The sequence below is a fragment of the Pseudomonas sp. BTN1 genome (genome assembly GCF_001907715.1).
GTDB classification, from domain to species: domain Bacteria; phylum Pseudomonadota; class Gammaproteobacteria; order Pseudomonadales; family Pseudomonadaceae; genus Aquipseudomonas; species Aquipseudomonas paracarnis.
In genome coordinates this window covers 52461-77259 of the sequence record NZ_MPBM01000018.1, presented here as the reverse complement: position 1 = coordinate 77259, position 24799 = coordinate 52461, and the positions used below count along the sequence as shown (strand labels likewise).

The window sequence follows — 24799 nt, the reverse complement described above, 5'->3', positions numbered from 1 at the left end:
CATTCGCGAGCAAGCCCGCTCCCACATTTGGACTGTGCTGACTTGAGAAAAGTGATTATTTCATGCTGGTAAAGGCCAGCTTCACCCCGATGGCAATCAACACCGCGCCCATGGTCCGATCAAACCAATGACCCATCTTTGCAAACCCGGCGCGCACGCGCTGCTGGCTGAACAACATGGCCACCAGGCAAAACCACAGGGCCGTGGCCACCGCCAGGTACACACCGTAACCAGCCTGTACCGCCAGCGGTGTGTGGGGGTTGATCACCACGGTGAACAGCGACAGGAAGAACAGCGTGGCCTTGGGGTTCAAGCCATTGGTCACAAAGCCTGCGGTAAACGCGCCGCGTGGAGTGCGCTCGCCCGCTTCACGGTGCAGATCGCCCTCGGCCGCAGGCTTGGCCGGCTGAGCGCGCAGGGCCTTGAAGCCGATGTACAGCAGGTACGCGGCTGCGGCCCACTTCAACGCATTGAACAGCACAATAGACTGGGACACGATCAAGCCGATACCCAGCAACGAGTAACCCACATGCAGGAAAATCGCCGAACCGACACCCAAGGCCGTCCAGGTTCCGGCACGGCGGCCGTGGGTCACGCTTTCACGCACCACCACGGCGAAATCCGGGCCGGGGCTCGCCACTGCCAACAAGTGAATCAAGGCTACGGTCAAAAACTCGGCGACGTACATGCTCACTCCATTAAGTAACTGATTATTTCATCTGATAGGCTCGGCAGATTACGCCTTCGAACCTCGTCGCAAAAGGTACAGTTGATCATGAACAATCGCCGCGCCGTCTTCCTCGACCACCCTTCCCTGGACTTGGGCGACCTCGACCTCAGCGGTTTGCATGACTGCTTCAGCCAGCTTCAGTTGTTTGAACAGACCACGCCAGAAAATGTGCTGGAGCGCTTGCAGGGCGCCCAAGTCGCCATCAGCAATAAAATCCCGCTCACGGCGCAAACCCTGGCCGCCTGCCCCGAGCTCAAACTGATCCTGGTGTCGGCCACTGGCACCAACAATATCGACCTTGAAGCGGCCCGCGCCCACGGCATCACCGTGAGCAACTGCCAGGGCTATGGCACGCCGTCGGTGGCACAACATACGATCATGCTGCTGCTCAACCTCGCCACGCGCTTGAAGGACTATCAACAGGATGTGGCCGCTGGCAAATGGCAGCAGGCCAAACAGTTTTGCCTGCTGGACCATCCGATCGTCGAACTGGAAGGCAAAACCCTCGGCCTGCTCGGCCACGGTGAATTGGGCAGTGCCGTGGCACGCCTGGCTGAAGCGTTCGGCATGCGCGTGGTGCTCGGCGCGATACCTGGGCGCCCTGCCCGCGCCGACCGTGTGCCGCTGGACGAATTGCTGACCCAGGTCGATGCGCTGACCCTGCATTGCCCACTCAATGAACACACCCGCGACTTTATCGGCGCCCGTGAACTGGCGCTGCTCAAGCCCGGCGCGTTTATCGTCAACACCGCACGCGGTGGCTTGATCAATGAACAGGCCCTGGCCGACGCGCTGCGCAGTGGTCATCTTGGCGGCGCCGCGACTGACGTGTTGAGTGTCGAGCCGCCAGTCACTGGTAATCCGCTGCTGGCGGGAAACATTCCACGCTTGATCGTCACGCCCCACAACGCCTGGGGCAGTCGCGAAGCGCGGCAGCGCATCGTCGGCCAGCTCACGGAAAACGCCCAGGGCTTTTTCAACGGCACCCCGCTGCGCGTCGTCAGTTGATAAACTGCGCCCCTTTTCAAGGAGCAGACTATGGATCCGCGCAGTGAAGTACTGCTTCGCCAGGCCGAACTTTTTCAAGGCAACCTGCTGCTCGTAGGTTTGCCTGCCGACGATTTGCTTGGGCGCCTGCCCAATGCCCACGGCTGGTGCTGGCATGCCGGTGACCAAGCGGCGCTCGATGCGCGCTTCGCAGAGCGCAGCCAGTTTGGCGTGACGGTGCCAGAGCGCGCCTTTGATGCGGCGGTGATTTTCCTGCCCAAGTCCAAAGACCTCACCGACTACCTGCTCAACGCCGTGGCCGCGCGCCTGCCTGGCGCTGAGCTGTTTCTGGTGGGCGAGAAAAAGGGGGGTATCGAAAGCGCCGCCAAACAGATGGTTCCGTTCGGCAAACCGCGCAAGCTCGATAGTGCACGGCATTGCCAGCTGTGGCAGGTCACCGTCGCCAACGCGCCGCACGCCGTGGAGCTTGAGAGCCTGGCACAGGTCTTCGACGTACCGCTGGCCGAAGGCCCGCTGAAGGTGGTGAGCTTGCCAGGGGTGTTCAGCCATGGTCGCCTGGACCGCGGCACCGAGTTGTTGCTGGAGCACTTGGACAAGCTGCCCAGCGGCAACCTGCTCGATTTCGGTTGCGGCGCCGGGGTGTTGGGGGCTGCGGTCAAACGCCGCTACCCGCATAACACCGTGACGATGCTGGATGTGGATGCCTTCGCCGCCGCCAGCAGTCGCCTGACGCTGGCAGCGAACGGCCTGGAAGCTGATGTGTTGACCGGTGACGGCATCGACGCCGCGCCCATGGGTTTGAACGCGATTTTGAGCAATCCGCCGTTCCATGTCGGCGTGCACACCGATTATTTCGCCACGGAGAATCTGCTGCGAAAAGCGGCGAAACACCTGGCAAAAGGTGGCGAACTTCGCTTGGTCGCCAATAGTTTCCTGAAGTACCAGCCACTGATCGAAGAGCATTTGGGCATCTGCGCAATCAAGGCCGAAGGCAATGGTTTTCGCATTTACCGCGCCAAGCGTCCCTGACGGAGGTTTGAAAAAGAACGCTTGCCGAATGGGTTTTGCCTAGGCAGAATCCGCAGCGTCCTAGGGGAGTAGTCTCCCACGAGCGCCATGCTCGTCCGGCATACGTCAACATACTTGGTCAGCAGACCATGGCGTATGCGACCCAGGAGTCCGCACAGACGGACCGGGGTTTGACAAGACCTATGACACGCACACCTTACCCGGGGCGGGAAGGCTGTACGTGTCATAGCCGTGTCGACCCGCCCCTGGAAACTACCTGATGCTGGATTCACTACTCGTTCCTACCGCAATCGTTGCCTTGGCCGAAATCGGCGACAAGACGCAACTGCTCGCACTCATCCTTGCTGCGCGCTTTCGCAAGCCCTGGCCGATCATCGCCGGTATCGTCGCCGCGACCCTGGCCAACCATGCGGCGGCCGGTGCCGTGGGCGCCTGGTTCGGGAGTTTCTTCTCGGATGCGGTGCTGCACTGGATCCTCGCCGCGAGCTTCTGCGCCACGGCGCTGTGGACTCTGGTGCCGGACAAACTCGATGATGACGAAGCCAGTACCACCCGTAAGTTCGGGCCCTTCCTGACCACCTTGATTGCATTCTTCCTCGCCGAAATCGGTGACAAGACCCAGATCGCCACGGTGATGCTGGCGGCGCAATACCCGGAACTTTGGCTGGTGATTATCGGTACCACCCTGGGCATGTTGATTGCCAACGTTCCGGTGGTGCTGGCGGGGAATTTTGCCGCGGAGAAGCTGCCGCTGACCTTGATTCGTCGCTTGGCGGCAACAGCGTTCTTCATCCTGGCGATTATTGCGGTGTACAAAGCGATGCAAAGCAGCGGCTGGCTGTAAACCGAACACTGCCTGTAGGAGCGAGCTTGCTCGCGAAAAACGTCAACGATAACGCGTGCTGCCTGAATAAACGCGGCGCCGGTGAGTTTTTCGCGAGCAAGCTCGCTCCTACAGGATCAGGATTTTTTGGCCTGCTGGTAGAGCGGCATTACCTTCGGAATCGCCGCCTGCAAGGACGCGATGCGGCTGTCGGAAGCCGGGTGCGTGCTCATGAATTCCGGCGGTGCGCCTTCCGAAGCCTTGGCCATCTTGTTCCACAAGGTGATGGCCGCGTTCGGGTTGTAACCAGCGCGGGCGGCCAGTTCCAGGCCGATCAGGTCGGCTTCGTTTTCATTGCTGCGGCTGTTGGGCAAGGTCATGCCGTAGTTGGCCACGGTATCGGCCAGTGCCAGGCTGTCCTGGCCGAGACCGAATATTGCCCCGGCGCCCTGCTTGGCCATCTGGATACCGTAAGCCTTGGACATGGCTTCTCGGCCGTGCTCACGCAAGGCGTGGGCGATTTCATGGCCCATCACGGCGGCCAGTTCGTCATCGGTGAGCTTGAGGTTGTCGATCAAGCCGCTGTACACCAGGATCTTGCCGCCAGGCCCGCAGTTGGCGTTCATCTCATCGCTTTTGATCAGGTTCACATCCCAGTTCCACTGGGCCGCATCCGCGCGGAAAGTCGGAGCCTGGGCGATCAGGCGCTTGGCAATGGCCTGCACGCGCTTGGCGTTGGCGCTGGTCTTGTCCAACACCCCTTTGCTGCTGGCTTCACCCAGGGTCTGCTGATAAGACTGGGCATACATCTGGTCGACTTCCTGGCTCGACAGCATGCTGAACATGTACTGCTTGCGCTCCACCCCAACGGCGCCGCCGCTGGTGGTATTGACCGACTGACAACCCGCCAGCAGCATCGCTGCAACCAAACCGCTTACCACCAATGACTTCTTCATGAACACGCTCCCTGAAAACATGGCGCGTATCGTAGGCGGTCATTGGTATCTGCGCCAGATACACCAGACGTTTAACCGCTGAATTTCAGATACATCCGAACGCGACCGGACTGGCAAAGCTCACGCCGGGGTCAGGCACTCGGGCCCATTGAGCTTCGGATCGTTGACCATATTGGCCAGCACCCGCTCGCGCAGCACGGCAGGCTCAGCCGCCAGCAGGCTCTGCAATACATGCAGCGGTGTCTCGGGGTCGAGCCAGGCGGCCTGCGCTGCCGCGTCCAGGATCAATGGCCGGCGCTGACTTTGCGCCGCTTGGGTAACCACCGCCGTACTCAGCCATACCTGCTCCTGCACCGGATACGCTTCCCACACTGCGGCAAAGAACAACGTGGAGCCCTCCCCCGGCGTGAGCCAATACGGGCGCTTGCGCTGGGTGCCGCGCCATTCGTAGAAACCGTTGGCCGGCAGCAGGCAGCGGCGCTGGCGGAACGCTTCACGGAACATCGGTTGTTCGGCCAGGGTTTCGGCGCGGGCATGGGCTGGGGTACGCGACAGGTCTGTCAGCCAAGGCGGCGTAAGGCCCCAACGGGCACGCGCCAGGGTGAGCTGGCCTTCGCTCAGGCGCTGGATCAGTACCGAATCATTGGGGGAAATGTTCCACTGGGCCTGCTGATCCGCGGGGAAGCCGGGCAAGGCAGCAAAGGCAGGGTTCCAGCGAAACAGGGCATAACGTCCACACATGGGGCAACACGACTCTTGGGGTAAACCGACCGACAGCCTAACAGACCAATACGTCGGGGAAGCTGTCGGGTTCGTCGCCGGGCAACGGTTGCGCGCCGATATAGGCAGTGATCAGCTCGCGGGCAACAGCCGCCTGATCGTTATCGACCTCCAGCCCCAGCAAGCCGAAGATCGGCAACTCGCCCGTGCCGCCGAGCAGGTGGCGCCCCACCAGATGCGCCTCGATACCTTCACTGGCAAGCATCTGCTGCAGCAACTCGCCCTCCATCAGGTTTTCCGGTTCGTAGACTCGCTGCATGGGCGTACCTTTTTATTCGTTCCCGCTGCGCATTATTCATTTTCGCTGCGAGTTTCAAGCATCCACTCTTCACCATGAACTTGCAGGTCGAATGTGATCGGCCGGCAACACACTTGGCAGTCTTCTATATAGGTCTGGTCACCACCGGACAAATCCACCGTTGTCTCGACCTCTTCGCCACAATAAGGACAATCGTACAGCGCAGTTTCGAGCATCGCAGTCTCCCAGGTGACTTGTGCGTATAATCGCCGGTCTATTTACAGGGCTATTCTTGGCCGGCCCCTTATTCGGACCGCACCCTGACATTTCCTTTTACTTACCCTAGCCGTTTCTAACAAGAGAGCATGATGGGCGAATTCGATACCATCCGACCTTACAACGACAGCGAAGTCCCGGCAGTGCTGGCGCGCCTGTTCAGTGACAAGGCCTTTCTGGACATCCTGACCCACTTCCGCTTCCCGCGCTTTGCAGGCGCCCTGGGCTGGCTGCTCAAGCCAATGATCGCGCGCAAACTGCGGCGTGAGTTCGCTGGCGTCACCACCGTGGCCACGCTGCAGGACAAGGTCGAGTACTACGTTGACCACACCATTGACCGGGCGACCGACGGCGTGACCTATACCGGCGTCGAGCAACTGAAATCCGGCACCGCCTACCTGTTCCTGGCCAACCACCGCGACATCGTGATGGATCCGGCCTTCGTCAACTACGCCGTGTACCACGCCGGCCTGCCGACGCCGCGCATCGCCATCGGCGACAACCTGCTGCAAAAGCCGTTTGTCAGCGACCTGATGCGCTTGAACAAGAGCTTCATCGTGCACCGTTCGATCACCGGGCGAAAGGAGAAGATGGCGGCTTACAACCTGCTGTCGGCCTACATCAACCATTCGATCCGCAACGACTGCCAGTCGATCTGGATTGCCCAGGCTGAAGGCCGGGCCAAGGATGGCGATGACCGTACCGAATCGGCGATCCTCAAGATGTTCCACGTCAGCCGCAAGGACGAGCCATTTGCCGAGGTCATCCAGTCGTTGAACCTGACGCCGGTGTCCATCAGCTACGAGTACGACCCTTGCGATGCCGCCAAAGCCCGCGAGTTGTATATCCGCGCCACCACCGGTACCTACAGCAAGGCACCGGGCGAGGATGATGTGAGCATTGCCCTGGGCATTACCGGCTATAAAGGCCGGGTACACGTGAACTTTGCGCCGCCGATCACCGAGCGTTTCGAAGACACCAAGCTGCTGGCCGTGGAAATGGACCGGCAGATCCTGGGCGGCTATCGGTTGTTCCCGGTGCACTACCTGGCATATGCGCAGTGGAGTGACGCCGACCCGCAATTGCAGGTGCCCAAGGCGGCGGACGTATTCCCTGCCGATGAGCTGGCCAAGGCCAAGGCGGAATGGGAACGGCGCTTGAACGAATGCCCGGCGGAGCACCGGCCTTATCTGGTGGTGCAGTATGCGACGCCGGTACGCAACCAATACCGAGTCAAGGCTGGGATCCCTCTATAAACACCAACCCAAATATGTGAGCCCACAGGGGATATGGGGCAAGCGCTGATTCTGTGGGCAGTACATGGCCAGTGTGGGAGCTGGCTTGCCTGCGATAGCGGTGGGTCAGTTAAAGATTCAGCGGCTGATACACCGCCTTCGCGGGCAAGCCCGCTCCCACATTTGGTTTTGCAGTGGAATTAAAAGTGGGTGCTGAGCCAGGAGATGGCCAGGGCCAAGCCAAGGCAGGCGAACCCGACGCGGTATGCCAGGCGATGCGCCCGCTCGGTGCGTGTATCCAGAAACAGCATCGGCTGGTCGATAGCGCGCTCTTCGCTGCGCAGGGCCAGGTCGGCCATCGCACGCTGTGCATGCAGGCGGGTGATGAACAGCACCCAGGCGCCCGAGCAGGCAACCAACAGGGCAACAATATTAATGAGCAGTGCGGGCAGCGCCATCGCAAACCTCGGTGAACCAGTGTTCGGGTATCAGTCCAGATACACACCTGAACGACAGTCGCCTCCTGCGCCTTTAATGCTCCTTCCCCATGGACGGCTAATGTATCCAGTAATTTACGCCGTCACCTGAACGTCACCTTAACAAGCCACTCTGTTGCCCTTCGACGCTTGAGGAGCTTGTCATGTTGCATGCGCAAAACCAGGATCGGCTGTATCTGATCGCCCAGAGCGATGAACAGGAGGCGCTGATCGGCAGCCTCGCGTTCAACGTTCAGGACCGCCATTGGCTGGTGTATTGCGCCCTCGGCGGGCACCAGCATGCCGATCTGCCGGAGCTGGATGTGCTCACCGGCGTGAGCATGCTGGACTTTTATGTCGATACGGCGGCATGACAAAACCACAGACATAAAAAAACCGGGCACAGCGATGAGCCCGGTTTTTTTGTGAGCGGCTTATTGCGCGCTGAGCAGTTGGCCGATGCTTGGGTCCTTGAACAGGCGGGTCAGGGCATCGCTGAGCACGTCGCTGACCAGCTTGGTGTTGGTTTCCTGGTTGGGCGACATGCCGAAACGCTGGTTGAGCGAGGCGGCGTAGCGGCCACTGTAACGGCGGGTGCCGGCACTGACGTCAGACTTGAAGGTGGCGCCGATGGAAGCCTCGGTCACATACAGGCCGTCTTTGGGCGACTGGTATTTAAGCTCGGCCAGGGTCACGGTCAGTTGTGGTACGCCTGGCGAGTTGGTCGGCGTAAAGCCCAACAAACGCACAGCAGCTTCAGCCTGGGCCTGCAACTTGGGCAGCACATCCTGGCCGGTCACCGAAATCAGTGCGGTCTCCGGGTACAGGCCGCCACGCGAGCCCAGGGTCGGCGACGGACGACCGTCGACCACGCGCACCGACACCGGCTGGCCATGGCCTACCGCAGCCAACGGCGCAGTGACTTTAGGTTGCGGGCTGAGTTGTTGCGGGCTGTTGGCGCAGCCGACAAGGGTCAAACTGGTCACAGTGATCAAACCGAACAACAGGCGTTGCAACATCGCATTTCTCCAGGACTAGGTGCAGACAGGTCGCCAGTATAACGGTGCATGCGCGCCACTCACCAGCGATCCTGAACGACGGCTGAAGCCCCGGTGCAAATTACAAATTCGCATAAATTCGTCACCCCAGTGTCATGCCACACTGGCAACCTTCAAGCATGTAACACACCAGGTACACAGCCATGCGCCTTCTCAAGACCCTGTTCATGTCACACACGCGCCATCGTCACTTTGCCTTGCTCGATGCCAAAGGCCATTGCCAGGCATTCAAGCAGTGCAGCCTGCCGCCCGTCGGTGAAGGCTGGGTGGAAGTGACCGAGACTCACCTGGGCTGGATGCACCGCCCACTGCCGGCCAGCGCCCGGGTCAGCCCGCAGGTTTTTCGCGCACAACATCGGCAAGCGTTGGCCTCCTGACCGGGACCCGAATAAAAGTCATAAAACACGCCCATTTCCTTGGCATTCTTCGCTACAATCTCCCCCCGATTATAAGGACGTCTCCTGATCGGGCCCCGCAGCATCGTTAATGCCCAGGCATTAGCCCCCAAAATCGCCCACAGAGAGCCGCCCACACAGATCGAGTGAAGCTGGCGTGCTTGCTGTTTCCTTTGCAAACCACCCCGTCTTTCATCGAATCTGCCAGAGCTGCCATTGCGCTCGGCCACTTGAGTTGTTTGCCCGTTTTGCCGCGTGTCGGCAGAGGTTTACGGGCCAGGTGCCAGGCTGGGGCAGCCCTTTTTTGAGGTTCACGTCTTCAAAAGAGCGTGAAAAAACGGGTTTTCACAACTTCACAAGAGTGTGGCGAGCAAATGAATAGTTTGGCGTTTGTACAAGCACCATCAGCGTCTGGGTCAGCCCAATTACACAGGATCGAGCACGCCTCAAAAACCGGAGCTTGAGCCTGTCCGCTACGGATTGGTTGCACGAATCGCACGCTTTGACCATAAGTCGAATTGCCACAGGCGCCCATGAATGCGTTCATAGGCAGATTAGCCCGGCAGGAAGCGTGTGCTGAAGTTGCAAAGAATTGCGAAACGGACATGGCGATCCTGGCCATGGGTAACCTGGGGCAACACGTGAATCGCCCCGTCACTCCTGGCAGCCATGCCGTCAATTTGGTGCTGCAGATTTTGGAGACGCGTTAAATGGCGCATAACGAAGCAGTCGACGTAGTACTGGTAGGGGCCGGCATCATGAGTGCCACCCTGGCCGTACTGCTCAAAGAGCTCGACCCCAGCCTCACGCTGGAAGTCGTTGAGCTGATGGACTCGGGTGCCGCGGAGAGTTCCAACCCGTGGAACAACGCCGGCACCGGCCATGCCGGGCTGTGTGAGCTGAACTACACGCCACAGGCCGCCGATGGTTCCATCGACATCAAGAAAGCCGTGCACATCAACACCCAGTTCGAGGTGTCGAAGCAGTTCTGGGCTTACCTGACCAAGAAAGGCACCTTTGGCTCGTCCAAGTCGTTCATCAGCCCAGTGCCGCACCTGAGCTTCGTGCAGGGCGACAAAGGCGTGTCCTTCCTCAAGAAGCGCTTTGAGACCCTCAGCCAGCACCACGCGTTTTCGGACATGCACTACACCGAAGACCGCAGCGAAATGGCCGAGTGGATGCCGTTGATGATGCCGGGCCGCCCGCTCGACGAAAAAATCGCCGCCACCCGCGTGATGAACGGCACCGACGTCAACTTTGGAGCCCTGACCAATCAGCTGCTCAGCCACCTGACCAGTTCGCCAGACGCCCAGGTCAAGTACTGCAAGCGCGTAACCGGCCTCAAGCGCAACGGCGCAGGCTGGACCGTGAGCATCAAGGACGTCAACAGCGGTAACAGCCGCGACGTCGATGCCAAGTTCGTGTTCCTCGGCGCTGGCGGTGCGGCGCTGCCGTTACTGCAGGCTTCGGGCATCGAAGAGAGCAAAGGCTTCGGCGGCTTCCCGGTGAGCGGCCAGTGGCTGCGTTGCGACAACCCGGAAGTGGTCAAGCAGCACCAGGCCAAGGTCTACAGCCAGGCTGCCGTGGGCTCGCCGCCGATGTCCGTGCCGCACCTGGACACCCGCGTGGTGGATGGCAAGAAATCCCTGCTGTTCGGGCCATACGCCGGTTTCACCACCAAGTTCCTCAAGCACGGCTCGTTCCTTGACCTGCCGATGTCGATTCGCGCCGGCAACATCGGCCCAATGCTGGCCGTGGCCCGCGACAACATGGACCTGACCAAGTACCTGGTCAGCGAAGTGCGCCAGTCCATGGAACAGCGCCTGGAATCCCTGCGTCGCTTCTACCCCGAGGCGAAAGCCGAAGACTGGCGCCTGGAAGTGGCCGGCCAGCGCGTGCAGATCATCAAGAAAGACCCGAAGAAAGGCGGCGTGCTGCAGTTCGGCACCGAACTGGTCGCGGCCAAGGACGGTTCGCTTGCGGCACTGCTGGGCGCGTCTCCTGGTGCTTCGGTCACGGTCTCGATCATGCTGGAGCTGATCGAGCGCTGCTTCCCGGAGAAAGCCGCCGGTGAGTGGGCTACCAAGCTGCATGAGATCTTCCCGGCACGCGAGAAAGTGCTGGAGACGGACGCCGAGCTGTATCGCAAGCTCAACACGCAGAACAACATCAGCCTGGAGCTGGTGGAGCAAAGCAACGAGGCTGAAAGCTACGCGTGAGGTCGTGACGCAGAGCGTCACAGAATGCATTCCCACGCAGAGCGTGGGAACGAGCGCGAAACGCCCCGGCCTCTCATGAGGCCGGGGCGTTTTTTTGTGGCTCGGATAATCAGCCGCGGGCGTTGTCGATCAGCTCGATGTATTCGGCGGCGTTGCGCTGGTCTTTGATCAGGTCGACGAAGGTCTGGCCATGCTCGTCCTTGCCGTCCAGGTCCAGGCCTGCTTCTTTGAAAAAGCCCAGGAAACGCTCGAAGTCGTCGATACGCAGGCCGCGATAGGCCTTGATCAGTTTGTGCAGGGACGGCGACGTCGCATCAACCGGCTCGAAGTCCAGGAACAACTTGATCTGGTCGTCACCGATTTCGTCGCCAATCACCTGTTTCTTATCTTTACGCATTACCGACTCCAGCCTGCAGACATTTACACGGGGCTTGAAGTCTACCTGCGCGACGCCGGCTTCGAAAGCGGTGAGAAAGCAATGTGGGACGGGGCTTGCTCAGTCGAACTGGGCAAGCATCCAGCGATGATATTCAGCCATACCTGCCTCGCCTTCACGGGGAGCCCAGTCGGCCAGCTCACCCTCACCCACAGCGCGGTAAGGGCCAGCCTTGCACTCAAACATCACGCTGTCCGGCTCAAGCACTACCAGGCCATGGAACACGCCGGGCGACAGGTCGACGCCCTGGCATTCCCCGCCCGCTTCCAACACACGCTTGCTCAACACTTCCCCCGTCTCGCTGAAAATCAGGATTCCCAGACGCCCTTTGAGCACCAGCAACGTCTCCGCCTTATCGGCACTCAGGTGACGGTGAGGCTGTACATAGGTGCTGGGCTGCAAACCGACGGCCATGCGATGACAAGGCTCTTGCATCTCATGGAAGTTAACGTTTTGACGACCACGGGGATTGGCGGCCGCTTTCTCGGCCAACTCGGCAAACAGCGTCTGATCAAGAAAGCGGGCCATCGATTACATTCCTTTAACGGCGTAGATGCCATTGGCATTACGCCAGTAGCCCTTGTAGTCCATGCCATACCCGAAGATATAACGGTCGACGCACGGCAACCCGACAAAGTCGGCTTTCAGCTCTGGGCGCGCCTTGCGGTCGTGGTCTTTGTCGATCAGCACGGCGGTGTGCACTTTGCGTGCGCCGGCATGTTTGCAGAAATCGATGATAGCGCCCAGGGTGTGACCTTCATCGAGAATGTCATCGATGATCAACACATCGCGGTCGATGAACGACACTTCCGGCTTGGCCTTCCAGAACAAGTCGCCGCCGCTGGTCTCATTGCGATAGCGGGTGGCGTGCAGGTAAGAGGCTTCCAGCGGGAACTGCAGGTGAGTCAGCAATTTACCGGCGAAGATCAGGCCACCGTTCATCACGCAGAAGACCACCGGGTTGGTGTCGGCCATTTCGCGGGTGATGTGCGCGCCAACCTTGGCGATCGCTGCTTCGACTTGCGCTTCGGTGTACAGGCAGTCAGCCTCGTGCATGATTTGACGGATATGCTCGAGATCAGCAGACATGGCGCTCTCCAAGGGGGTGCTGTGGCAAGAAAAGCGGGCGAAGGTACGCTTCTCGTGCGCTCCAATCAAGCCTTTATGGACTAACGTACTTGATGTCTATAGGACAACACCCTCGGATAGATTAATCTAGGCCGGTTTTTTTGCCCGCCGCCGGAGCCTTTCCTATGCCCACTCGCGAGATCCGCCACCCGCTGATCCGACACAAACTCGGCCTTATGCGCCGTGCCGACATTAGCACGAAGAACTTCCGTGAGCTTGCTCAGGAAGTCGGAGCGTTGCTCACTTACGAAGCCACCAAGGATTTGCCCCTGGAAACCTACGAGATCCCCGGTTGGGCTGGTCCCGTACAAGTGGAGAAAATCGCCGGTAAGAAAATTACCGTCGTCCCTATCCTGCGTGCCGGTATCGGTATGCTCGAAGGTGTACTCAGCCTGATCCCGGGCGCCAAGGTCAGCGCCGTGGGCGTAGCCCGCAATGAAGAAACACTGCAGGCCCACACCTACCTGGAGAAACTCGTCCCGGAAATCAACGAACGCCTGGCCATGATCATCGACCCGATGCTCGCCACCGGCAGTTCCATGGTCGCCACCATCGACTTGCTGAAAAAAGCCGGTTGCCGGGACATCCGCGCCATGGTGCTGGTGGCCGCGCCAGAAGGCATCGCCGCCGTCGAGAAGGCCCATCCGGACGTACAGATCTACACCGCATCCATCGATGAGCGCCTGAATGAACACGGCTACATTATCCCGGGCCTGGGCGATGCCGGTGACAAGATCTTCGGCACCAAGCAGAAGGACGCGTGAGCATGCAGGATGAATTCAACGACCCGCTTTGGCGCCAGATCCTGTCTGGCGCACAAATGCTCTTCGTAGCATTTGGCGCGTTGGTGTTGATGCCGCTGATCACAGGTCTTGATCCAAACGTCGCGCTGTTTACCGCAGGCCTGGGCACGTTGTTGTTCCAGGTGGTGACAGGGCGGCAGGTGCCGGTATTTTTGGCATCGAGCTTCGCGTTCATCACCCCGATCATTCTCGCCAAGGGCCAGTTCGGCCTGGCGGCGACCATGGGCGGCGTGATGGCGGCGGGTTTCGTCTATACGTTCCTGGGACTGGCCGTGAAGGTCAAGGGCACCGGTTTTATCGACCGGCTGCTGCCGCCCGTGGTGATTGGCCCAGTGATTATCTCGATCGGCCTGGCCATGGCGCCGATTGCCGCCAACATGGCCATGGGCAAGTCTGGCGACGGTGCAGAGCTGATCCACTATCAGACGGCGATGCTGATCTCGATGCCAGCGCTGCTTACCACTTTGATCGTGGCGGTGTTCGGCAAGGGCATTTTCCGCCTGGTGCCGATCATTTCCGGCGTGCTGGTGGGTTTTGCCATGTCGTTCTACTTTGGTGTGGTCGACACGGCGAAAATCGCCGCCGCCCCCTGGTTCGCCCTGCCCCACTTCACGGCGCCGGAGTTCAACTGGCAGGCGATCCTGTTTATCGTCCCGGTAGCACTGGCCCCGGCGATCGAGCATATCGGGGGTGTGATTGCGGTAGGCAGCGTGACCGGCCGCGATTACCTGAAAAAGCCTGGCCTGCATCGCACGCTGCTGGGTGACGGTATCGCCACCACGGCTGCCGGCATGTTTGGCGGCCCGCCGAACACCACCTACGCCGAAGTGACCGGCGCCGTGATGCTAACCAAGAACTACAACCCGAAAATCATGACCTGGGCGGCAGTGTTTGCCATCAGCCTGGCGTTCATCGGCAAGTTCGGCGCGCTGCTGCAGAGCATCCCGGTGCCGGTGATGGGCGGGATTCTGTGCCTGCTGTTCGGCTCGATTGCCGCGGTGGGGATGAACACGCTGATTCGCCACAAGATCGACCTGGGCGAGGCGCGCAACCTGGTGATTGTGTCGGTAACGTTGGTGTTCGGGATTGGCGGTGTGCTGGTGGGTACCGGCACCGGCCCGGATGATTTCGGCCTCAAGGGCATCGCCCTGTGTGCGGTGGTGGCAATTGGTTTGAACTTGCTGCTACCGGGCAATGATGGCTGGAAGAACAAGAAGCCGGATGAGCCGCTGCTGTAACTGACTAAACGCAAATCAGTGTGGGAGCTGGCTTGCCTGCGATAGCGGTGTATCAAACGACAGATAGGTCGACTGTTACACCGTCATCGCAGGCAAGCCAGCTCCCACATTTGATTTTCAGCGTCTGTTAGAGCTCACCGAGCCCGTCGATCAGCGCCTGGTTCTGCTCCGGCGTCCCGATGCTGATCCGCAGGAACTGGGCAATCCGCTCCTGCTTGAAGTGCCGCACGATCACCCCTTGCTCACGCAACTTGGCGGCCAGCCCTGCAGCGTCATGCCGCGGGTGACGGGCGAAGATGAAGTTCGCTGCCGATGGCAATACCTCGAATCCCTTCGCTTCCAATTGCGCGACGACCTGGTTGCGGCTGTCGATCACCCACTGGCAGGTTTTCTCAAAGTATTCACGGTCGTCAAACGCGGCCGCCGCGCCAACAATCGCCAACCGATCCAACGGGTAGGAGTTGAAGCTGTTCTTGACCCGCTCCAGCGCCTCGATCAGGTCTGGGTGGCCCACAGCCAGGCCCACACGCAAACCGGCCAGTGAGCGCGATTTGGACAGGGTCTGGGTCACCAGCAGGTTCGGGTAACGGTCGACCAGGCTGATGGCAGTTTCGCCGCCGAAGTCGATATAGGCTTCATCGACCACCACCACCGAGTCCGGGCTGGCCTTGAGGATCTGCTCCACCGCGTCCAGCGCCAGTACGCAGCCGGTGGGCGCGTTAGGGTTGGGGAAGATGATCCCGCCGTTGGGCCTGGCATAGTCAGCGGCCCGAATCTGGAACTGTTCGTCCAGTGACACCGCGTCGAACGTAATGCCGTACAGGCCGCAGTACACCGGGTAGAAGCTGTAGCTGATATCCGGGAACAGCAGCGGCAGATCGTGCTGGAACAGGCCATGGAAGATGTGCGCCAGGACTTCGTCAGAACCGTTGCCGAGGAACACCTTGCCGGCATCGATCCCGTAATACCTGGCCACGGCCTGCTTGAGCAGGTCGCTGTTGGGGTCCGGGTACAGGCGCAAGTTGTCGTTCAACTCGGCCTGCATTGCCGCCAGCGCCTTGGGGGATGGGCCGTAGGGGTTTTCGTTGGTGTTGAGCTTGACCAGTTTGGTCAGCTTCGGTTGCTCACCGGGTACGTAAGGCACCAGGTCCTTGACGAAAGGGCTCCAGAATTTGCTCATGCCTTACGCTCCCTTGACGATGCGGTATTCAGCGCTGCGTGCGTGCGCGCTGAGGGATTCACCACGGGCCAGCACCGAGGCGGTCTTGCCCAGCTCGGAAGCGCCTTGTGGCGAGCAGAAGATAATCGACGAGCGTTTCTGGAAGTCGTACACCCCCAGCGGCGACGAGAAACGCGCAGTGCCGGAGGTGGGCAACACGTGATTGGGGCCGGCGCAATAGTCGCCCAGGGCTTCACTGGTGTGACGGCCCATGAAGATCGCCCCAGCGTGACGGATCGATGGCAACCAGGCCTGTGGGTCCGCTACGGACAGCTCCAGGTGCTCCGGTGCGATGCGATTGGCCACTTCAATGGCCTGCTCCATGTCACGCACCCGAATCAGCGCACCACGGCCGTTGATCGACTTCTCGATGATCTCGGCACGCTCCATGGTCGGCAGCAGCTTATTGATGCTGGCGGCGACCTTGTCGAGGAACTCGGCATCGGGGCTGACCAGGATCGCCTGGGCGTCTTCATCGTGCTCCGCCTGGGAGAACAGGTCCATGGCGATCCAGTCCGGGTCGGTCTGGCCGTCACACACCACGAGGATTTCCGAAGGACCGGCGATCATGTCGATACCGACCTGGCCAAACACATGGCGCTTGGCAGTCGCGACGTAGATATTGCCGGGGCCGACCACTTTGTCGACCTTCGGCACGCTTTCGGTGCCATAGGCCAGCGCTGCAACGGCCTGGGCGCCACCGATGGTGAATACCCGGTCGACACCGGCGATGCAGGCGGCAGCCAGCACCAGCTCGTTGATCTCGCCACGGGGGGTCGGCACCACCATGACCACTTCGGTCACGCCGGCGACTTTGGCCGGGATCGCATTCATCAACACCGACGATGGATACGACGCCTTACCGCCCGGCACGTAAAGGCCGGCGCGGTCCAGTGGCGTGACCTTCTGGCCCAGCACAGTGCCGTCGGCCTCGGTGTAGCTCCAGGAGTCCTGCTTCTGTTTTTCGTGATAGCTGCGTACCCGCGCCGCAGCGACTTCGAGGGCTTCGCGCTGCGGTGCGGTGATGCGCGTCAGCGCCAGCTCAAGGCGTTCACGCGGCAGGATCAGGTCAGCCATGGACTGCACGTCCAGGCCGTCGAACTGGCGGGTGAAATCCACCAGCGCAGCATCACCGCGCTCACGCACGGCCTTGATGATGTCGAGCACCCGCTGGTTGACCGAGTCGTCAGACACGCTTTCCCAGCTCAGCAGATGATCCAGATGATGGGCGAAATCCGGGTCGGCAGCGTTGAGTCGGGCAATTGCAGTGGACGTGGTCATAGCGAGGGCCTCAATAGAATTGGCAAAAACTCAGGCGCCCTAAACTAGCAGTCGTTTCCGCTTGGGCACCTGAGAATTCTGGCTATGAGGCGGATAGACGGGCGCAGCTCTTCAGCTACGCGGGTGAGTCAACCGCGGTGTCGAGACTCCACTGCCTTGCGCAGGGTGTCGATCAACGCCTGAATACGGGCGTGCTGCATCTTCATCGATGCTTTATTGACGATCAGGCGGGAGCTGATGTCAGCGATAAAATCCTGGGGCTCCAAACCGTTGGCGCGCAGGGTGTTGCCGGTGTCGACCACGTCGATGATCTTGTCGGCCAGCCCGATCAGCGGTGCCAGCTCCATGGAGCCGTAGAGCTTGATGATATCGACCTGACGGCCTTGTTCGGCGTAATAGCGCTTGGCAACGTTGACGAACTTGGTGGCGACCCGCAGGCGGCCCTTGGGCTCGACATCACCCACGCGGCCAGCGGTCATCAGCTTGCACAGGGCGATGCGCAGGTCCAGAGGCTCGTACAGGCCCTGGCCACCGTATTCCATCAGCACGTCCTTGCCGGCAACACCCAGGTCGGCGGCGCCATGTTCAACGTAGGTCGGCACGTCGGTAGCCCGCACGATCAGCAGGCGCACGTCGTCCTGGGTCGTGGGGATGATCAGCTTGCGGCTCTTGTCCGGATTCTCGGTCGGCACGATGCCCGCTTCAGCCAGAAGCGGCAACGTGTCGTCAAGGATGCGGCCCTTGGACAGTGCGATGGTCAACATGGGAAATGTCAGTCCTTCATCAGGCTATTGCTGTCCGGTCGCAAACGGCGCCAGACACAGATCGAGGCCATGACAGCCTCGATTTGAAACAAACCAGTGTTTGTAGGAGCGAGCTTGCTCGCGAAGAACGTCAACGATAACGCGTTTATTCAGAGTCAACGCGGTGCACATGAGGCCTTCGCGAGCAAGCTCGCTCCTACAGGGCAGCGGGGACTAGCCCGGTACGCGGCGAATCTTCGCGCCGAGCATCTGCAGTTTCTCTTCGATGCACTCGTAACCACGGTCTATGTGGTAGATGCGGTCGATCAGGGTGTCACCTTCGGCGCACAGTGCCGAGATTACCAGGCTGGCCGAGGCACGCAGGTCGGTTGCCATTACTGGCGCGCCCTTGAGCTTGTCGATCCCGGTGACGATGGCGGTGTTGCCTTCGACCTGGATCTTGGCGCCCATGCGGTGCAGTTCATACACGTGCATGAAGCGGTTTTCGAAGATGGTCTCGATCACAGCACCGGTGCCTTCGGCAATCGCGTTCAAGGAGATGAACTGCGCTTGCATGTCGGTCGGGAACGCCGGGTACGGAGCGGTACGCACGTTGACGGCTTTTGGCCGCTTGCCGTGCATGTTCAGCTCGATCCAGTCTTCGCCGGTGGTGATCTCTGCGCCGGCTTCCTTGAGTTTTTCCAGGACGGCTTCCAGGATGGTCGGATCGGTGTCCTTGACCTTCACACGGCCACCGGTCACGGCAGCGGCAACCAGGTAGGTACCGGTCTCGATGCGGTCAGGCATGACTTTGTAGGTGGCGGTGTGCAGACGCTCTACACCATCAATAGTGATGGTGTCAGTGCCAGCGCCGGAAACTTTGGCGCCCATGGCGTTGAGGAAGTTGGCCAGGTCGACCACTTCCGGCTCGCGTGCGGCGTTCTGCAACACGCTGCGACCGTTGGCCAGGGCAGCGGCCATCATGATGTTCTCGGTACCGGTGACGCTGACGGTATCAAAGAAGAAGTTCGCGCCGCGCAGGCCGCCTTCCGGCGCCTTGGCCTTGATGTAGCCGCCTTCGACGTCGATGACTGCGCCCATGGCCTCAAGGCCACGGATGTGCAGGTCGACCGGACGCGAACCAATGGCGCAACCGCCAGGCAAGGCTACTTCGGCTTCGCCGAAACGGGCAACCATCGGGCCCAGCACCAGGATCGACGCACGCATGGTTTTCACCAGTTCGTACGGGGCAATCAGGGTCTTGATGGTACGTGGGTCAATTTCGACGGCCAGCTTCTCGTCGATCACCGGCTCAATGCCCATGCGACCGAACAGCTCGATCATGGTGGTGATGTCGTGCAGGTGCGGCAGGTTGGCCACAGTCACCGGGCCATCGCACAGCAGGGTCGCTGCCAGGATCGGCAAGGCGGAGTTTTTCGCACCGGAAATGCGAATCTCGCCATCAAGGCGGGCACCGCCGGTAATAATCAATTTATCCATAAGAATCTCGACGCCTTGGGGGCTCAGGTGCGCTCGGCCCAGGCCGCGCGGCTGAAAAATTTCATAGTGACCGCATGGATGCTGCCATCGGTGATCCATGGGTTCAAATGGGCATAGATCTGCTGCTGACGCTTGACCGGGCTCAATGCCGCCAGTTCATCGCTAATCACGTTCAGCTGGAAATTGCAGCCTTCGCCTTCGACTTCTACAGTCGTTTCAGGCAGCTTTCCTTCAAGGAAGCTCTTAACTTCTAGGGCCTGCATGCTCAACCTCTATCGGCGCCCAGTGCGCACGGGTCGCACATCATACAAAAAAGCCCCGCGCCTGCGAACCCCGCATAGCAGGACTCTGACGGGGGGCTTCTTTAACAATGTGTATTAAGGATGCGCCAGTAGCTCGGTCAAACCGGAAACTTCGGCAATTTCGCGCATGTCTTCCGGCAACGCACGGATACTGACCGGTTTTTTCGCCGCCTCGGCATCACGCATGAAGCACAGCAACAACGACAGGCCGACGCTGCTGGACTTGGTCACCGCCGAGCAATCAAGCACCAGCTCTGGCGCCTTGCTGGCCTTGATCAGCGCCTGGCCCTGCTTGCGCAGGTCAGGCCCGGTGCGGTAATCCAGCACGCCGCTGAGGAACAGCTCGCCGGCGTCGCCGATACGAACAGCCGACTCGGTCATTGCGCAGGCTTCCCGGCAGCTTTATCGGTTTCTTCCTTGGCCTTGGCCACTTCACCGGCCCAACCGTTGATGGTCTTGTCCAGATCGTTGCCATTGCGCTGCATCGCGTCGGCGAACTGATCACGGAACAGCTTGCCGATGTTGATACCGTTGATGATCACGTTACGCAGTTTCCACTCACCGTTGATCTTCGTCAGGGTGTAGGACACAGGGTACACGGCGCCATTGCTGCCGGAGACTTTCATCCCGACTTCAGCACGGTCGCCCGACTCGTCCTTGGGCGCATCAACGATAATGCCCTGGTTGTTGTATTCCAACAGAGCGTTGCCGTAGAACTGGAACAGACCCTTCTTGAAGTTTTCCTGGAACGTCTGCATCTGTGCAGGCGTAGCCTTGCGCGAATACTTGACCGTCATGATGCTTTTGGAGATGCCTTCAGCATCGACCACAGGGCCAACGATCGTGTTGAGCGCGTTGTAGAACTTGGAAGGGTCTTGCTTGTACTGTTCTTTATTAGCCTTGAGGTCAGCCAGCATTTTGCTGGTGGTGTCCTGCACCAAATCGTGGGCAGAACCTGCCGCGTTGGCCATCATCGGCAATGCTGCAAGCAGTACCAGCAGGCCACGTCGCAAGGTAGAGATCATGAACAGATTCCTCATTTAGCGTCTTTATTGACCGTATTGAGCAAAAATTTCCCGATCAGGTCTTCAAGCACCAGCGACGACTGTGTGTCGTGGATGGTCGAACCATCCTTGAGCAGGGCTGTTTCCCCACCCACGCTGACCCCGATGTACTTCTCGCCCAGCAAACCCGCAGTGAGGATAGATGCCGTGGAGTCAGTTGGCAGATTATCTACCTTCTTGTCCAGTTGCATCGTTACCCGACCGGTAAAGCTGTCGCGATCCAGATCGATTGCCGTGACCTTGCCGATGGTGACACCGGCCATGGTCACTTTGGATCTGACCGTCAAACCGGCGATATTGTCGAAGTACGCGTAAAGTTTATAGGTATCGGCGGTAGGGCTGGCCGAAAGGCCGCTGACTCGCAGGGCCAGCAACAGTAAAGCCAGGATGCCAGCCAGCAAGAAAAGGCCGACACCGATTTCCACAGTGCGGTTTTGCATCAGAAATCTCCAAACATCAAGGCGGTCAAAATGAAGTCAAGGCCCAGTACCGCCAGCGAGGCGTATACAACGGTCTTGGTAGTGGCACGGCTGATCCCCTCTGAAGTGGGCTCACAGTCATAGCCTTGGAATACGGCAATCCAGGTCACCACAAAGGCAAAGACGATGCTCTTTATGATGCCGTTGAGCACGTCACCGGTGAAGGTCACGCTGTTTTGCATGTTGGCCCAGTAGGAGCCGTCGTAGACCCCCAGCCAGTCAACCGCCACCCACGAACCACCCCAGATACCCACCACGCTGAAGATCATTGCCAGCAGTGGCAGGGAAATGAAGCCGGCCCACAGGCGCGGGGCAACAATGTACTTGAGCGGGTCCACGCCGATCATTTCCAGGCTGGACAGCTGCTCAGTGGATTTCATATTGCCGATTTCAGCGGTCAGCGCCGAACCTGCACGCCCCGCGAACAACAAGGCGGTAACCACCGGGCCAAGCTCACGCAACAGGGTCAGGGCCACCATCTGCCCTACCGCCTGCTCCGAGCCGTAGCTGGACAGGATATTGAAACCCTGCAGCGCCAGCACCATGCCGATGAATACGCCGGAGACCACGATGATCACCAGGGACATCACCCCCACCGAGTGCAGTTGCTTGACCAGCAGGCCAAAGCCGCCGCCGATGCCGCCGCGCCCCAGCAAGGCGTGAAACAGGAAAATGGTCGAACGCCCCAGCACTTCGACGATGTCGATGCCCGAACGACCGAAAAGGCGAACCTTCTCGATAAGAGATGTCTTGCGCATCAGCGCTTCCCCAGAAGATCTGAGCGGTAGTCCGCTGCCGGAAAGTGAAAAGGCACCGGGCCATCGGGGTTGCCGGTCATGAATTGGCGAATGCGCGGATTATCGGCGTTCATCAACTCTTCAGGCGTACCCTGCCCCAGCACCTGACCATCACCCACTACATACAGGTAGTCGGCGATGCTCGCGGTTTCGGCCAGGTCGTGGGACACCACGATACTGGTGATCCCCAATGCATCGTTGAGCAGGCGGATCAGGCGCACCAACACGCCCATGGCGATCGGGTCCTGCCCCACGAATGGCTCGTCATACATGAGGATCTGTGGGTCGAGGGCAATGGCCCGCGCCAGGGCGACACGGCGCTTCATGCCACCGGACAACTCGTCCGGCATCAGGTCGATGGCGCCGCGAAGGCCTACGGCCTGCAGTTTCAGCAACACGATGTCACGAATCATTTCATCGGACAGCTGGGTGTGCACCCGCAGCGGGAAGGCCACGTTTTCGAACACATCGAGGTCGGTAAACAGCGCGCCGCTCTGGAATAGCACGCCCATATGCTTGCGCGCATCGAACAGATCGCTGCGCGACAGCGTCGGCAGGTTCTGGCCGTTGACCCACACTTCCCCGGCACTGGGGCGCAACTGCATGCCCATCAGGCGCAACAGGGTGGTCTTGCCGCAACCGGAAGGCCCCATGATGCCCGTGACCTTGCCGCGAGGAATGCGAATATCGACGTTATTGAAGATGCTGCGCGTCCCGCGCTTGAAGGTAAGACCCTTCAGCTCGACCGCGTAGGCGTTATCGGCACTCATCTAATCTCCTTGGGATGCAGCCTTTCACTCAGACACCATGTGTGCGACTTTGGTTTTCAACAGATGCGCAATAGTTGAGCACATGGGTTGGGCGGACCGAACTGGCGGCGAACTATATCACTGCTGGTACAGAGCGCCCAAGGCCGGAACAGCGCTGGTTCAGATTTGAGACAGGGAAAAAACGTTGCTTGCTATGTTGCCCACGGTGCTTTTCAGTTATCCCGCGCACAAAGCCTGACGAACTTGCGTGAGGGAATCGATCATTACCGCTATAATCGCCGACTTTTCGTCAGGCTATACGATTTCAGACATGAGCCAATCCAGCGACCTTATTCAATCCGCACAACGCACCATACGCCTTGAGCTTGAAGCCGTAGAAGGCTTGCTGGCCCATATCGACGCGGATTTCGTGCGCGCCTGCGAGATGATTCTGGCGAGCAAGGGCCGCGTTGTGGTGGTCGGCATGGGCAAGTCCGGCCACATTGGCAACAAGATCGCGGCGACCTTGGCAAGCACGGGGACCACTGCGTTTTTCGTGCACCCGGCCGAAGCCAGCCACGGCGACATGGGCATGATCACCAAGGATGACGTGATTTTGGCGCTATCCAACTCCGGCACCACCAACGAAATCGTGACCCTGTTGCCGCTGATCAAGCGCCTGGGCATCCAGATGATCAGCCTCACAGGTAACCCTGAGTCAACGTTGGCCAAGGCTGCCGACGTCAACCTGAACGTGCACGTGACCCACGAAGCCTGCCCACTGAATCTGGCGCCCACCTCCTCCACCACCGCCGCGCTGGTAATGGGCGATGCCCTGGCGGTGGCATTGCTGGAGGCCCGCGGGTTTACGGCCGAGGACTTCGCATTTTCACATCCGGGTGGCGCACTGGGCCGTCGCCTGCTGCTGAAAGTGGAAAATGTCATGCATCGCGGCGCCGAGCTGCCGAGCGTTCCACGCGGCACTCTGCTTCGGGATGCGCTGATGGAAATGACGCGCAAGGGCTTGGGCATGACCGCCATCGTCGAAACCGATGGCCGGCTGGCCGGGATATTCACCGACGGCGACCTGCGTCGTACCCTTGACCGCACCATTGATATCCATACCGCAACCATCGACGCCGTGATGACCCCTCACGGCAAGACCGCCCGCGCCGAAATGCTCGCGGCTGAAGCGTTGAAAATCATGGAAGACCACCGGATAGGCGCACTGATCGTGGTCGACCACGATGATCGGCCGATCGGGGCCCTAAACCTAGGCGACTTGCTGCGCGCAGGAGTGATGTAAATGACCAGCGACCTGATGCAACGCGGTAAAAACATCAAACTGGCGATTTTCGACGTTGACGGCGTGCTGACGGATGGCCGCCTGTACTTCCTCGAAGACGGCAGCGAATTCAAGACCTTCAACACCCTCGATGGCCAAGGCATCAAAATGCTGATGGCAGCGGGCGTGCAAACCGCAATTATCAGCGGTCGAAAAACACCGGTTGTGGAACGCCGCGCACAAAACCTTGGTATTCCTCACCTGTATCAGGGCCGCGAGGATAAACTGGTGGTGCTGGACGAGCTTCTTGGCCAACTCAACCTAAGCTATGAACAGGTCGCCTATCTGGGCGACGACCTGCCAGACCTGCCGGTGATTCGCCGGGTGGGCCTGGGCATGGCCGTCGCGAATGCCGCGGCGTTTGTCCGCGAACACGCCCATGGCATCACCACCGCCCGTGGCGGCGAAGGTGCCGCCCGCGAGTTCTGCGAGTTGATCCTGCGTGCCCAGGGCAGCCTTGAAGCGGCCCACGCCGCCTACCTATAGAGCGTT

Annotated in this window: 31 protein-coding genes and 1 riboswitch; of the genes, 11 read left to right on the top strand and 20 right to left on the bottom strand. The window is 60.0% G+C overall.

Annotation, left to right across the window (positions count from 1 at the left end; genetic code table 11):
- Positions 1-55 precede the first annotated feature (55 nt).
- A complete protein-coding gene (locus tag BMH52_RS07240; protein WP_058409869.1) occupies positions 56-688 on the bottom strand; it encodes a LysE family translocator in 633 nt (210 codons plus the stop codon).
- Positions 689-772: 84 nt separating this feature from the next.
- Here BMH52_RS07240 and BMH52_RS07235 point away from each other — a divergent pair, with 84 nt between their 5' ends.
- From BMH52_RS07235 to BMH52_RS07225, 3 genes are all read left to right on the top strand, one after another.
- Positions 773-1738 carry a 2-hydroxyacid dehydrogenase gene (locus BMH52_RS07235; RefSeq protein WP_032872246.1) on the top strand — a complete coding sequence of 322 codons (966 nt, stop codon included), beginning with the start codon at positions 773-775 and terminating at the stop codon, positions 1736-1738.
- Between the two features lie 30 nt (positions 1739-1768).
- Positions 1769-2767, top strand: coding sequence for a class I SAM-dependent methyltransferase (locus BMH52_RS07230; RefSeq protein WP_014716955.1), 999 nt, complete (start codon positions 1769-1771; stop codon positions 2765-2767).
- A gap of 51 nt (positions 2768-2818) precedes the next feature.
- Positions 2819-2938: riboswitch (yybP-ykoY riboswitch) on the top strand.
- 88 nt (positions 2939-3026) lie between these two features.
- Entirely contained in the window at positions 3027-3611 is a 585-nt protein-coding gene (locus BMH52_RS07225; RefSeq protein ID WP_073843267.1) for a TMEM165/GDT1 family protein, read from the top strand.
- 116 nt (positions 3612-3727) lie between these two features.
- On the opposite strand, the gene BMH52_RS07220 is transcribed toward BMH52_RS07225, so the two are convergent.
- The 4 genes from BMH52_RS07220 to BMH52_RS07205 form a co-directional block, all read right to left on the bottom strand.
- Positions 3728-4546, bottom strand: a complete 819-nt coding sequence (locus tag BMH52_RS07220) for a M48 family metallopeptidase (RefSeq protein ID WP_014716953.1) — start codon at positions 4544-4546, stop codon at positions 3728-3730.
- 120 nt (positions 4547-4666) lie between these two features.
- Positions 4667-5287, bottom strand: coding sequence for an SOS response-associated peptidase (locus BMH52_RS07215; protein WP_014716952.1), 621 nt, complete (start codon positions 5285-5287; stop codon positions 4667-4669).
- 37 nt (positions 5288-5324) lie between these two features.
- Complete coding sequence (locus BMH52_RS07210; RefSeq protein ID WP_014716951.1) at positions 5325-5585, bottom strand: putative signal transducing protein; 261 nt, start codon at positions 5583-5585, stop codon at positions 5325-5327.
- Between the two features lie 32 nt (positions 5586-5617).
- Positions 5618-5800 (bottom strand): CPXCG motif-containing cysteine-rich protein, encoded by a 183-nt coding sequence (locus tag BMH52_RS07205; protein ID WP_014716950.1) that lies wholly within the window; start codon positions 5798-5800, stop codon positions 5618-5620.
- A 132-nt stretch (positions 5801-5932) separates the two neighbouring features.
- On the opposite strand from BMH52_RS07205, the gene BMH52_RS07200 reads away from it, so the two are divergent.
- Positions 5933-7096, top strand: a complete 1164-nt coding sequence (locus tag BMH52_RS07200; RefSeq protein ID WP_014716949.1) for a 1-acyl-sn-glycerol-3-phosphate acyltransferase — start codon at positions 5933-5935, stop codon at positions 7094-7096.
- Between the two features lie 179 nt (positions 7097-7275).
- Here BMH52_RS07200 and BMH52_RS07195 read toward each other — a convergent pair whose 3' ends face one another.
- Positions 7276-7533: a hypothetical protein gene (locus BMH52_RS07195; protein WP_014716948.1), complete on the bottom strand. Its 258-nt coding sequence runs from the start codon at positions 7531-7533 to the stop codon at positions 7276-7278.
- A 182-nt stretch (positions 7534-7715) separates the two neighbouring features.
- Between BMH52_RS07195 and BMH52_RS07190 the strand changes: the two genes are divergently transcribed.
- Positions 7716-7925 (top strand): hypothetical protein, encoded by a 210-nt coding sequence (locus BMH52_RS07190; protein ID WP_014716947.1) that lies wholly within the window; start codon positions 7716-7718, stop codon positions 7923-7925.
- A gap of 60 nt (positions 7926-7985) precedes the next feature.
- Here the strand turns inward: BMH52_RS07190 and BMH52_RS07185 are convergent, their stop codons facing one another.
- Positions 7986-8570 carry a YajG family lipoprotein gene (locus BMH52_RS07185; protein ID WP_014716946.1) on the bottom strand — a complete coding sequence of 195 codons (585 nt, stop codon included), beginning with the start codon at positions 8568-8570 and terminating at the stop codon, positions 7986-7988.
- Between the two features lie 182 nt (positions 8571-8752).
- Between BMH52_RS07185 and BMH52_RS07180 the strand changes: the two genes are divergently transcribed.
- On the top strand, positions 8753-8986 hold the full coding sequence (locus BMH52_RS07180) for a hypothetical protein (protein WP_014716945.1): 234 nt from the start codon (positions 8753-8755) through the stop codon (positions 8984-8986).
- Between the two features lie 728 nt (positions 8987-9714).
- Positions 9715-11223, top strand: a complete 1509-nt coding sequence (gene mqo / locus BMH52_RS07175; protein WP_014716944.1) for a malate dehydrogenase (quinone) — start codon at positions 9715-9717, stop codon at positions 11221-11223.
- Positions 11224-11332: 109 nt separating this feature from the next.
- On the opposite strand, the gene BMH52_RS07170 is transcribed toward mqo, so the two are convergent.
- The 3 genes from BMH52_RS07170 to BMH52_RS07160 form a co-directional block, all read right to left on the bottom strand.
- A complete protein-coding gene (locus BMH52_RS07170) occupies positions 11333-11620 on the bottom strand; it encodes a PA4642 family protein (protein ID WP_003188614.1) in 288 nt (95 codons plus the stop codon).
- A gap of 99 nt (positions 11621-11719) precedes the next feature.
- Positions 11720-12187, bottom strand: coding sequence for a WbuC family cupin fold metalloprotein (locus BMH52_RS07165; protein ID WP_014716943.1), 468 nt, complete (start codon positions 12185-12187; stop codon positions 11720-11722).
- Between the two features lie 3 nt (positions 12188-12190).
- The gene (locus BMH52_RS07160) at positions 12191-12748 is read right to left on the bottom strand and encodes a hypoxanthine-guanine phosphoribosyltransferase (RefSeq protein ID WP_003188610.1); all 558 of its coding nucleotides are present in this window, start codon (positions 12746-12748) and stop codon (positions 12191-12193) included.
- Positions 12749-12912: 164 nt separating this feature from the next.
- Between BMH52_RS07160 and upp the strand changes: the two genes are divergently transcribed.
- Complete coding sequence (gene upp / locus BMH52_RS07155) at positions 12913-13551, top strand: uracil phosphoribosyltransferase (protein WP_003188608.1); 639 nt, start codon at positions 12913-12915, stop codon at positions 13549-13551.
- Positions 13552-13553: 2 nt separating this feature from the next.
- A complete protein-coding gene (locus BMH52_RS07150) occupies positions 13554-14828 on the top strand; it encodes a uracil-xanthine permease family protein (RefSeq protein ID WP_003188606.1) in 1275 nt (424 codons plus the stop codon).
- Between the two features lie 127 nt (positions 14829-14955).
- Here BMH52_RS07150 and hisC read toward each other — a convergent pair whose 3' ends face one another.
- The 10 genes from hisC to BMH52_RS07100 form a co-directional block, all read right to left on the bottom strand.
- Complete coding sequence (gene hisC / locus BMH52_RS07145) at positions 14956-16008, bottom strand: histidinol-phosphate transaminase (RefSeq protein ID WP_014716942.1); 1053 nt, start codon at positions 16006-16008, stop codon at positions 14956-14958.
- 3 nt (positions 16009-16011) lie between these two features.
- The gene (gene hisD / locus BMH52_RS07140; RefSeq protein WP_020301263.1) at positions 16012-17328 is read right to left on the bottom strand and encodes a histidinol dehydrogenase; all 1317 of its coding nucleotides are present in this window, start codon (positions 17326-17328) and stop codon (positions 16012-16014) included.
- Between the two features lie 128 nt (positions 17329-17456).
- The gene (hisG, locus tag BMH52_RS07135) at positions 17457-18092 is read right to left on the bottom strand and encodes an ATP phosphoribosyltransferase (RefSeq protein ID WP_003188599.1); all 636 of its coding nucleotides are present in this window, start codon (positions 18090-18092) and stop codon (positions 17457-17459) included.
- 213 nt (positions 18093-18305) lie between these two features.
- Positions 18306-19571, bottom strand: a complete 1266-nt coding sequence (gene murA / locus BMH52_RS07130) for a UDP-N-acetylglucosamine 1-carboxyvinyltransferase (protein WP_003188598.1) — start codon at positions 19569-19571, stop codon at positions 18306-18308.
- Positions 19572-19594: 23 nt separating this feature from the next.
- Positions 19595-19834, bottom strand: coding sequence for a BolA family protein (locus tag BMH52_RS07125; RefSeq protein ID WP_003188597.1), 240 nt, complete (start codon positions 19832-19834; stop codon positions 19595-19597).
- 114 nt (positions 19835-19948) lie between these two features.
- Positions 19949-20254: a lipid asymmetry maintenance protein MlaB gene (locus BMH52_RS07120; protein ID WP_003188596.1), complete on the bottom strand. Its 306-nt coding sequence runs from the start codon at positions 20252-20254 to the stop codon at positions 19949-19951.
- Positions 20251-20898: a phospholipid-binding protein MlaC gene (locus tag BMH52_RS07115; protein WP_014716940.1), complete on the bottom strand. Its 648-nt coding sequence runs from the start codon at positions 20896-20898 to the stop codon at positions 20251-20253. The genes BMH52_RS07120 and BMH52_RS07115 overlap by 4 nt, the downstream gene beginning before the upstream one ends.
- Positions 20899-20909: 11 nt before the next feature.
- Entirely contained in the window at positions 20910-21377 is a 468-nt protein-coding gene (gene mlaD / locus BMH52_RS07110) for an outer membrane lipid asymmetry maintenance protein MlaD (RefSeq protein ID WP_003188593.1), read from the bottom strand.
- Complete coding sequence (mlaE, locus tag BMH52_RS07105; RefSeq protein ID WP_003188592.1) at positions 21377-22174, bottom strand: lipid asymmetry maintenance ABC transporter permease subunit MlaE; 798 nt, start codon at positions 22172-22174, stop codon at positions 21377-21379. Before mlaE ends, mlaD begins: the two co-directional genes overlap by 1 nt.
- The gene (locus BMH52_RS07100) at positions 22174-22983 is read right to left on the bottom strand and encodes an ATP-binding cassette domain-containing protein (RefSeq protein ID WP_003188590.1); all 810 of its coding nucleotides are present in this window, start codon (positions 22981-22983) and stop codon (positions 22174-22176) included. The genes mlaE and BMH52_RS07100 overlap by 1 nt, the downstream gene beginning before the upstream one ends.
- Before the next feature lie 310 nt (positions 22984-23293).
- Between BMH52_RS07100 and BMH52_RS07095 the strand changes: the two genes are divergently transcribed.
- Both BMH52_RS07095 and BMH52_RS07090 read left to right on the top strand, forming a co-directional pair.
- Positions 23294-24268 carry a KpsF/GutQ family sugar-phosphate isomerase gene (locus BMH52_RS07095; RefSeq protein ID WP_014716939.1) on the top strand — a complete coding sequence of 325 codons (975 nt, stop codon included), beginning with the start codon at positions 23294-23296 and terminating at the stop codon, positions 24266-24268.
- A complete protein-coding gene (locus BMH52_RS07090; protein WP_003188588.1) occupies positions 24269-24793 on the top strand; it encodes an HAD family hydrolase in 525 nt (174 codons plus the stop codon).
- Positions 24794-24799: the final 6 nt, after the last annotated feature.

Excerpts from the sequence above, each read along its gene's own strand:
- BMH52_RS07190 (WP_014716947.1), top strand. The coding sequence starts at position 7,716 with ATGTTGCATGCGCAAAACCAGGATCGGCTGTATCTGATCGCCCAGAGC.
- hisC (WP_014716942.1), bottom strand. The coding sequence starts at position 16,008 with ATGAGCAAATTCTGGAGCCCTTTCGTCAAGGACCTGGTGCCTTACGTA.
- hisD (WP_020301263.1), bottom strand. The coding sequence starts at position 17,328 with ATGACCACGTCCACTGCAATTGCCCGACTCAACGCTGCCGACCCGGAT.
- BMH52_RS07095 (WP_014716939.1), top strand. The coding sequence starts at position 23,294 with ATGAGCCAATCCAGCGACCTTATTCAATCCGCACAACGCACCATACGC.
- BMH52_RS07100 (WP_003188590.1), bottom strand. The coding sequence starts at position 22,983 with ATGAGTGCCGATAACGCCTACGCGGTCGAGCTGAAGGGTCTTACCTTC.
- BMH52_RS07230 (WP_014716955.1), top strand. The coding sequence starts at position 1,769 with ATGGATCCGCGCAGTGAAGTACTGCTTCGCCAGGCCGAACTTTTTCAA.
- BMH52_RS07225 (WP_073843267.1), top strand. The coding sequence starts at position 3,027 with ATGCTGGATTCACTACTCGTTCCTACCGCAATCGTTGCCTTGGCCGAA.
- BMH52_RS07195 (WP_014716948.1), bottom strand. The coding sequence starts at position 7,533 with ATGGCGCTGCCCGCACTGCTCATTAATATTGTTGCCCTGTTGGTTGCC.
- BMH52_RS07210 (WP_014716951.1), bottom strand. The coding sequence starts at position 5,585 with ATGCAGCGAGTCTACGAACCGGAAAACCTGATGGAGGGCGAGTTGCTG.
- BMH52_RS07205 (WP_014716950.1), bottom strand. The coding sequence starts at position 5,800 with ATGCTCGAAACTGCGCTGTACGATTGTCCTTATTGTGGCGAAGAGGTC.
- murA (WP_003188598.1), bottom strand. The coding sequence starts at position 19,571 with ATGGATAAATTGATTATTACCGGCGGTGCCCGCCTTGATGGCGAGATT.
- BMH52_RS07125 (WP_003188597.1), bottom strand. The coding sequence starts at position 19,834 with ATGCAGGCCCTAGAAGTTAAGAGCTTCCTTGAAGGAAAGCTGCCTGAA.
- BMH52_RS07170 (WP_003188614.1), bottom strand. The coding sequence starts at position 11,620 with ATGCGTAAAGATAAGAAACAGGTGATTGGCGACGAAATCGGTGACGAC.
- BMH52_RS07240 (WP_058409869.1), bottom strand. The coding sequence starts at position 688 with ATGTACGTCGCCGAGTTTTTGACCGTAGCCTTGATTCACTTGTTGGCA.
- BMH52_RS07090 (WP_003188588.1), top strand. The coding sequence starts at position 24,269 with ATGACCAGCGACCTGATGCAACGCGGTAAAAACATCAAACTGGCGATT.
- BMH52_RS07150 (WP_003188606.1), top strand. The coding sequence starts at position 13,554 with ATGCAGGATGAATTCAACGACCCGCTTTGGCGCCAGATCCTGTCTGGC.
- BMH52_RS07220 (WP_014716953.1), bottom strand. The coding sequence starts at position 4,546 with ATGAAGAAGTCATTGGTGGTAAGCGGTTTGGTTGCAGCGATGCTGCTG.
- mlaD (WP_003188593.1), bottom strand. The coding sequence starts at position 21,377 with ATGCAAAACCGCACTGTGGAAATCGGTGTCGGCCTTTTCTTGCTGGCT.
- BMH52_RS07180 (WP_014716945.1), top strand. The coding sequence starts at position 8,753 with ATGCGCCTTCTCAAGACCCTGTTCATGTCACACACGCGCCATCGTCAC.
- BMH52_RS07215 (WP_014716952.1), bottom strand. The coding sequence starts at position 5,287 with ATGTGTGGACGTTATGCCCTGTTTCGCTGGAACCCTGCCTTTGCTGCC.
- BMH52_RS07165 (WP_014716943.1), bottom strand. The coding sequence starts at position 12,187 with ATGGCCCGCTTTCTTGATCAGACGCTGTTTGCCGAGTTGGCCGAGAAA.
- BMH52_RS07185 (WP_014716946.1), bottom strand. The coding sequence starts at position 8,570 with ATGTTGCAACGCCTGTTGTTCGGTTTGATCACTGTGACCAGTTTGACC.
- mqo (WP_014716944.1), top strand. The coding sequence starts at position 9,715 with ATGGCGCATAACGAAGCAGTCGACGTAGTACTGGTAGGGGCCGGCATC.
- BMH52_RS07120 (WP_003188596.1), bottom strand. The coding sequence starts at position 20,254 with ATGACCGAGTCGGCTGTTCGTATCGGCGACGCCGGCGAGCTGTTCCTC.
- mlaE (WP_003188592.1), bottom strand. The coding sequence starts at position 22,174 with ATGCGCAAGACATCTCTTATCGAGAAGGTTCGCCTTTTCGGTCGTTCG.
- BMH52_RS07200 (WP_014716949.1), top strand. The coding sequence starts at position 5,933 with ATGGGCGAATTCGATACCATCCGACCTTACAACGACAGCGAAGTCCCG.
- BMH52_RS07160 (WP_003188610.1), bottom strand. The coding sequence starts at position 12,748 with ATGTCTGCTGATCTCGAGCATATCCGTCAAATCATGCACGAGGCTGAC.
- upp (WP_003188608.1), top strand. The coding sequence starts at position 12,913 with ATGCCCACTCGCGAGATCCGCCACCCGCTGATCCGACACAAACTCGGC.
- BMH52_RS07115 (WP_014716940.1), bottom strand. The coding sequence starts at position 20,898 with ATGATCTCTACCTTGCGACGTGGCCTGCTGGTACTGCTTGCAGCATTG.
- hisG (WP_003188599.1), bottom strand. The coding sequence starts at position 18,092 with ATGTTGACCATCGCACTGTCCAAGGGCCGCATCCTTGACGACACGTTG.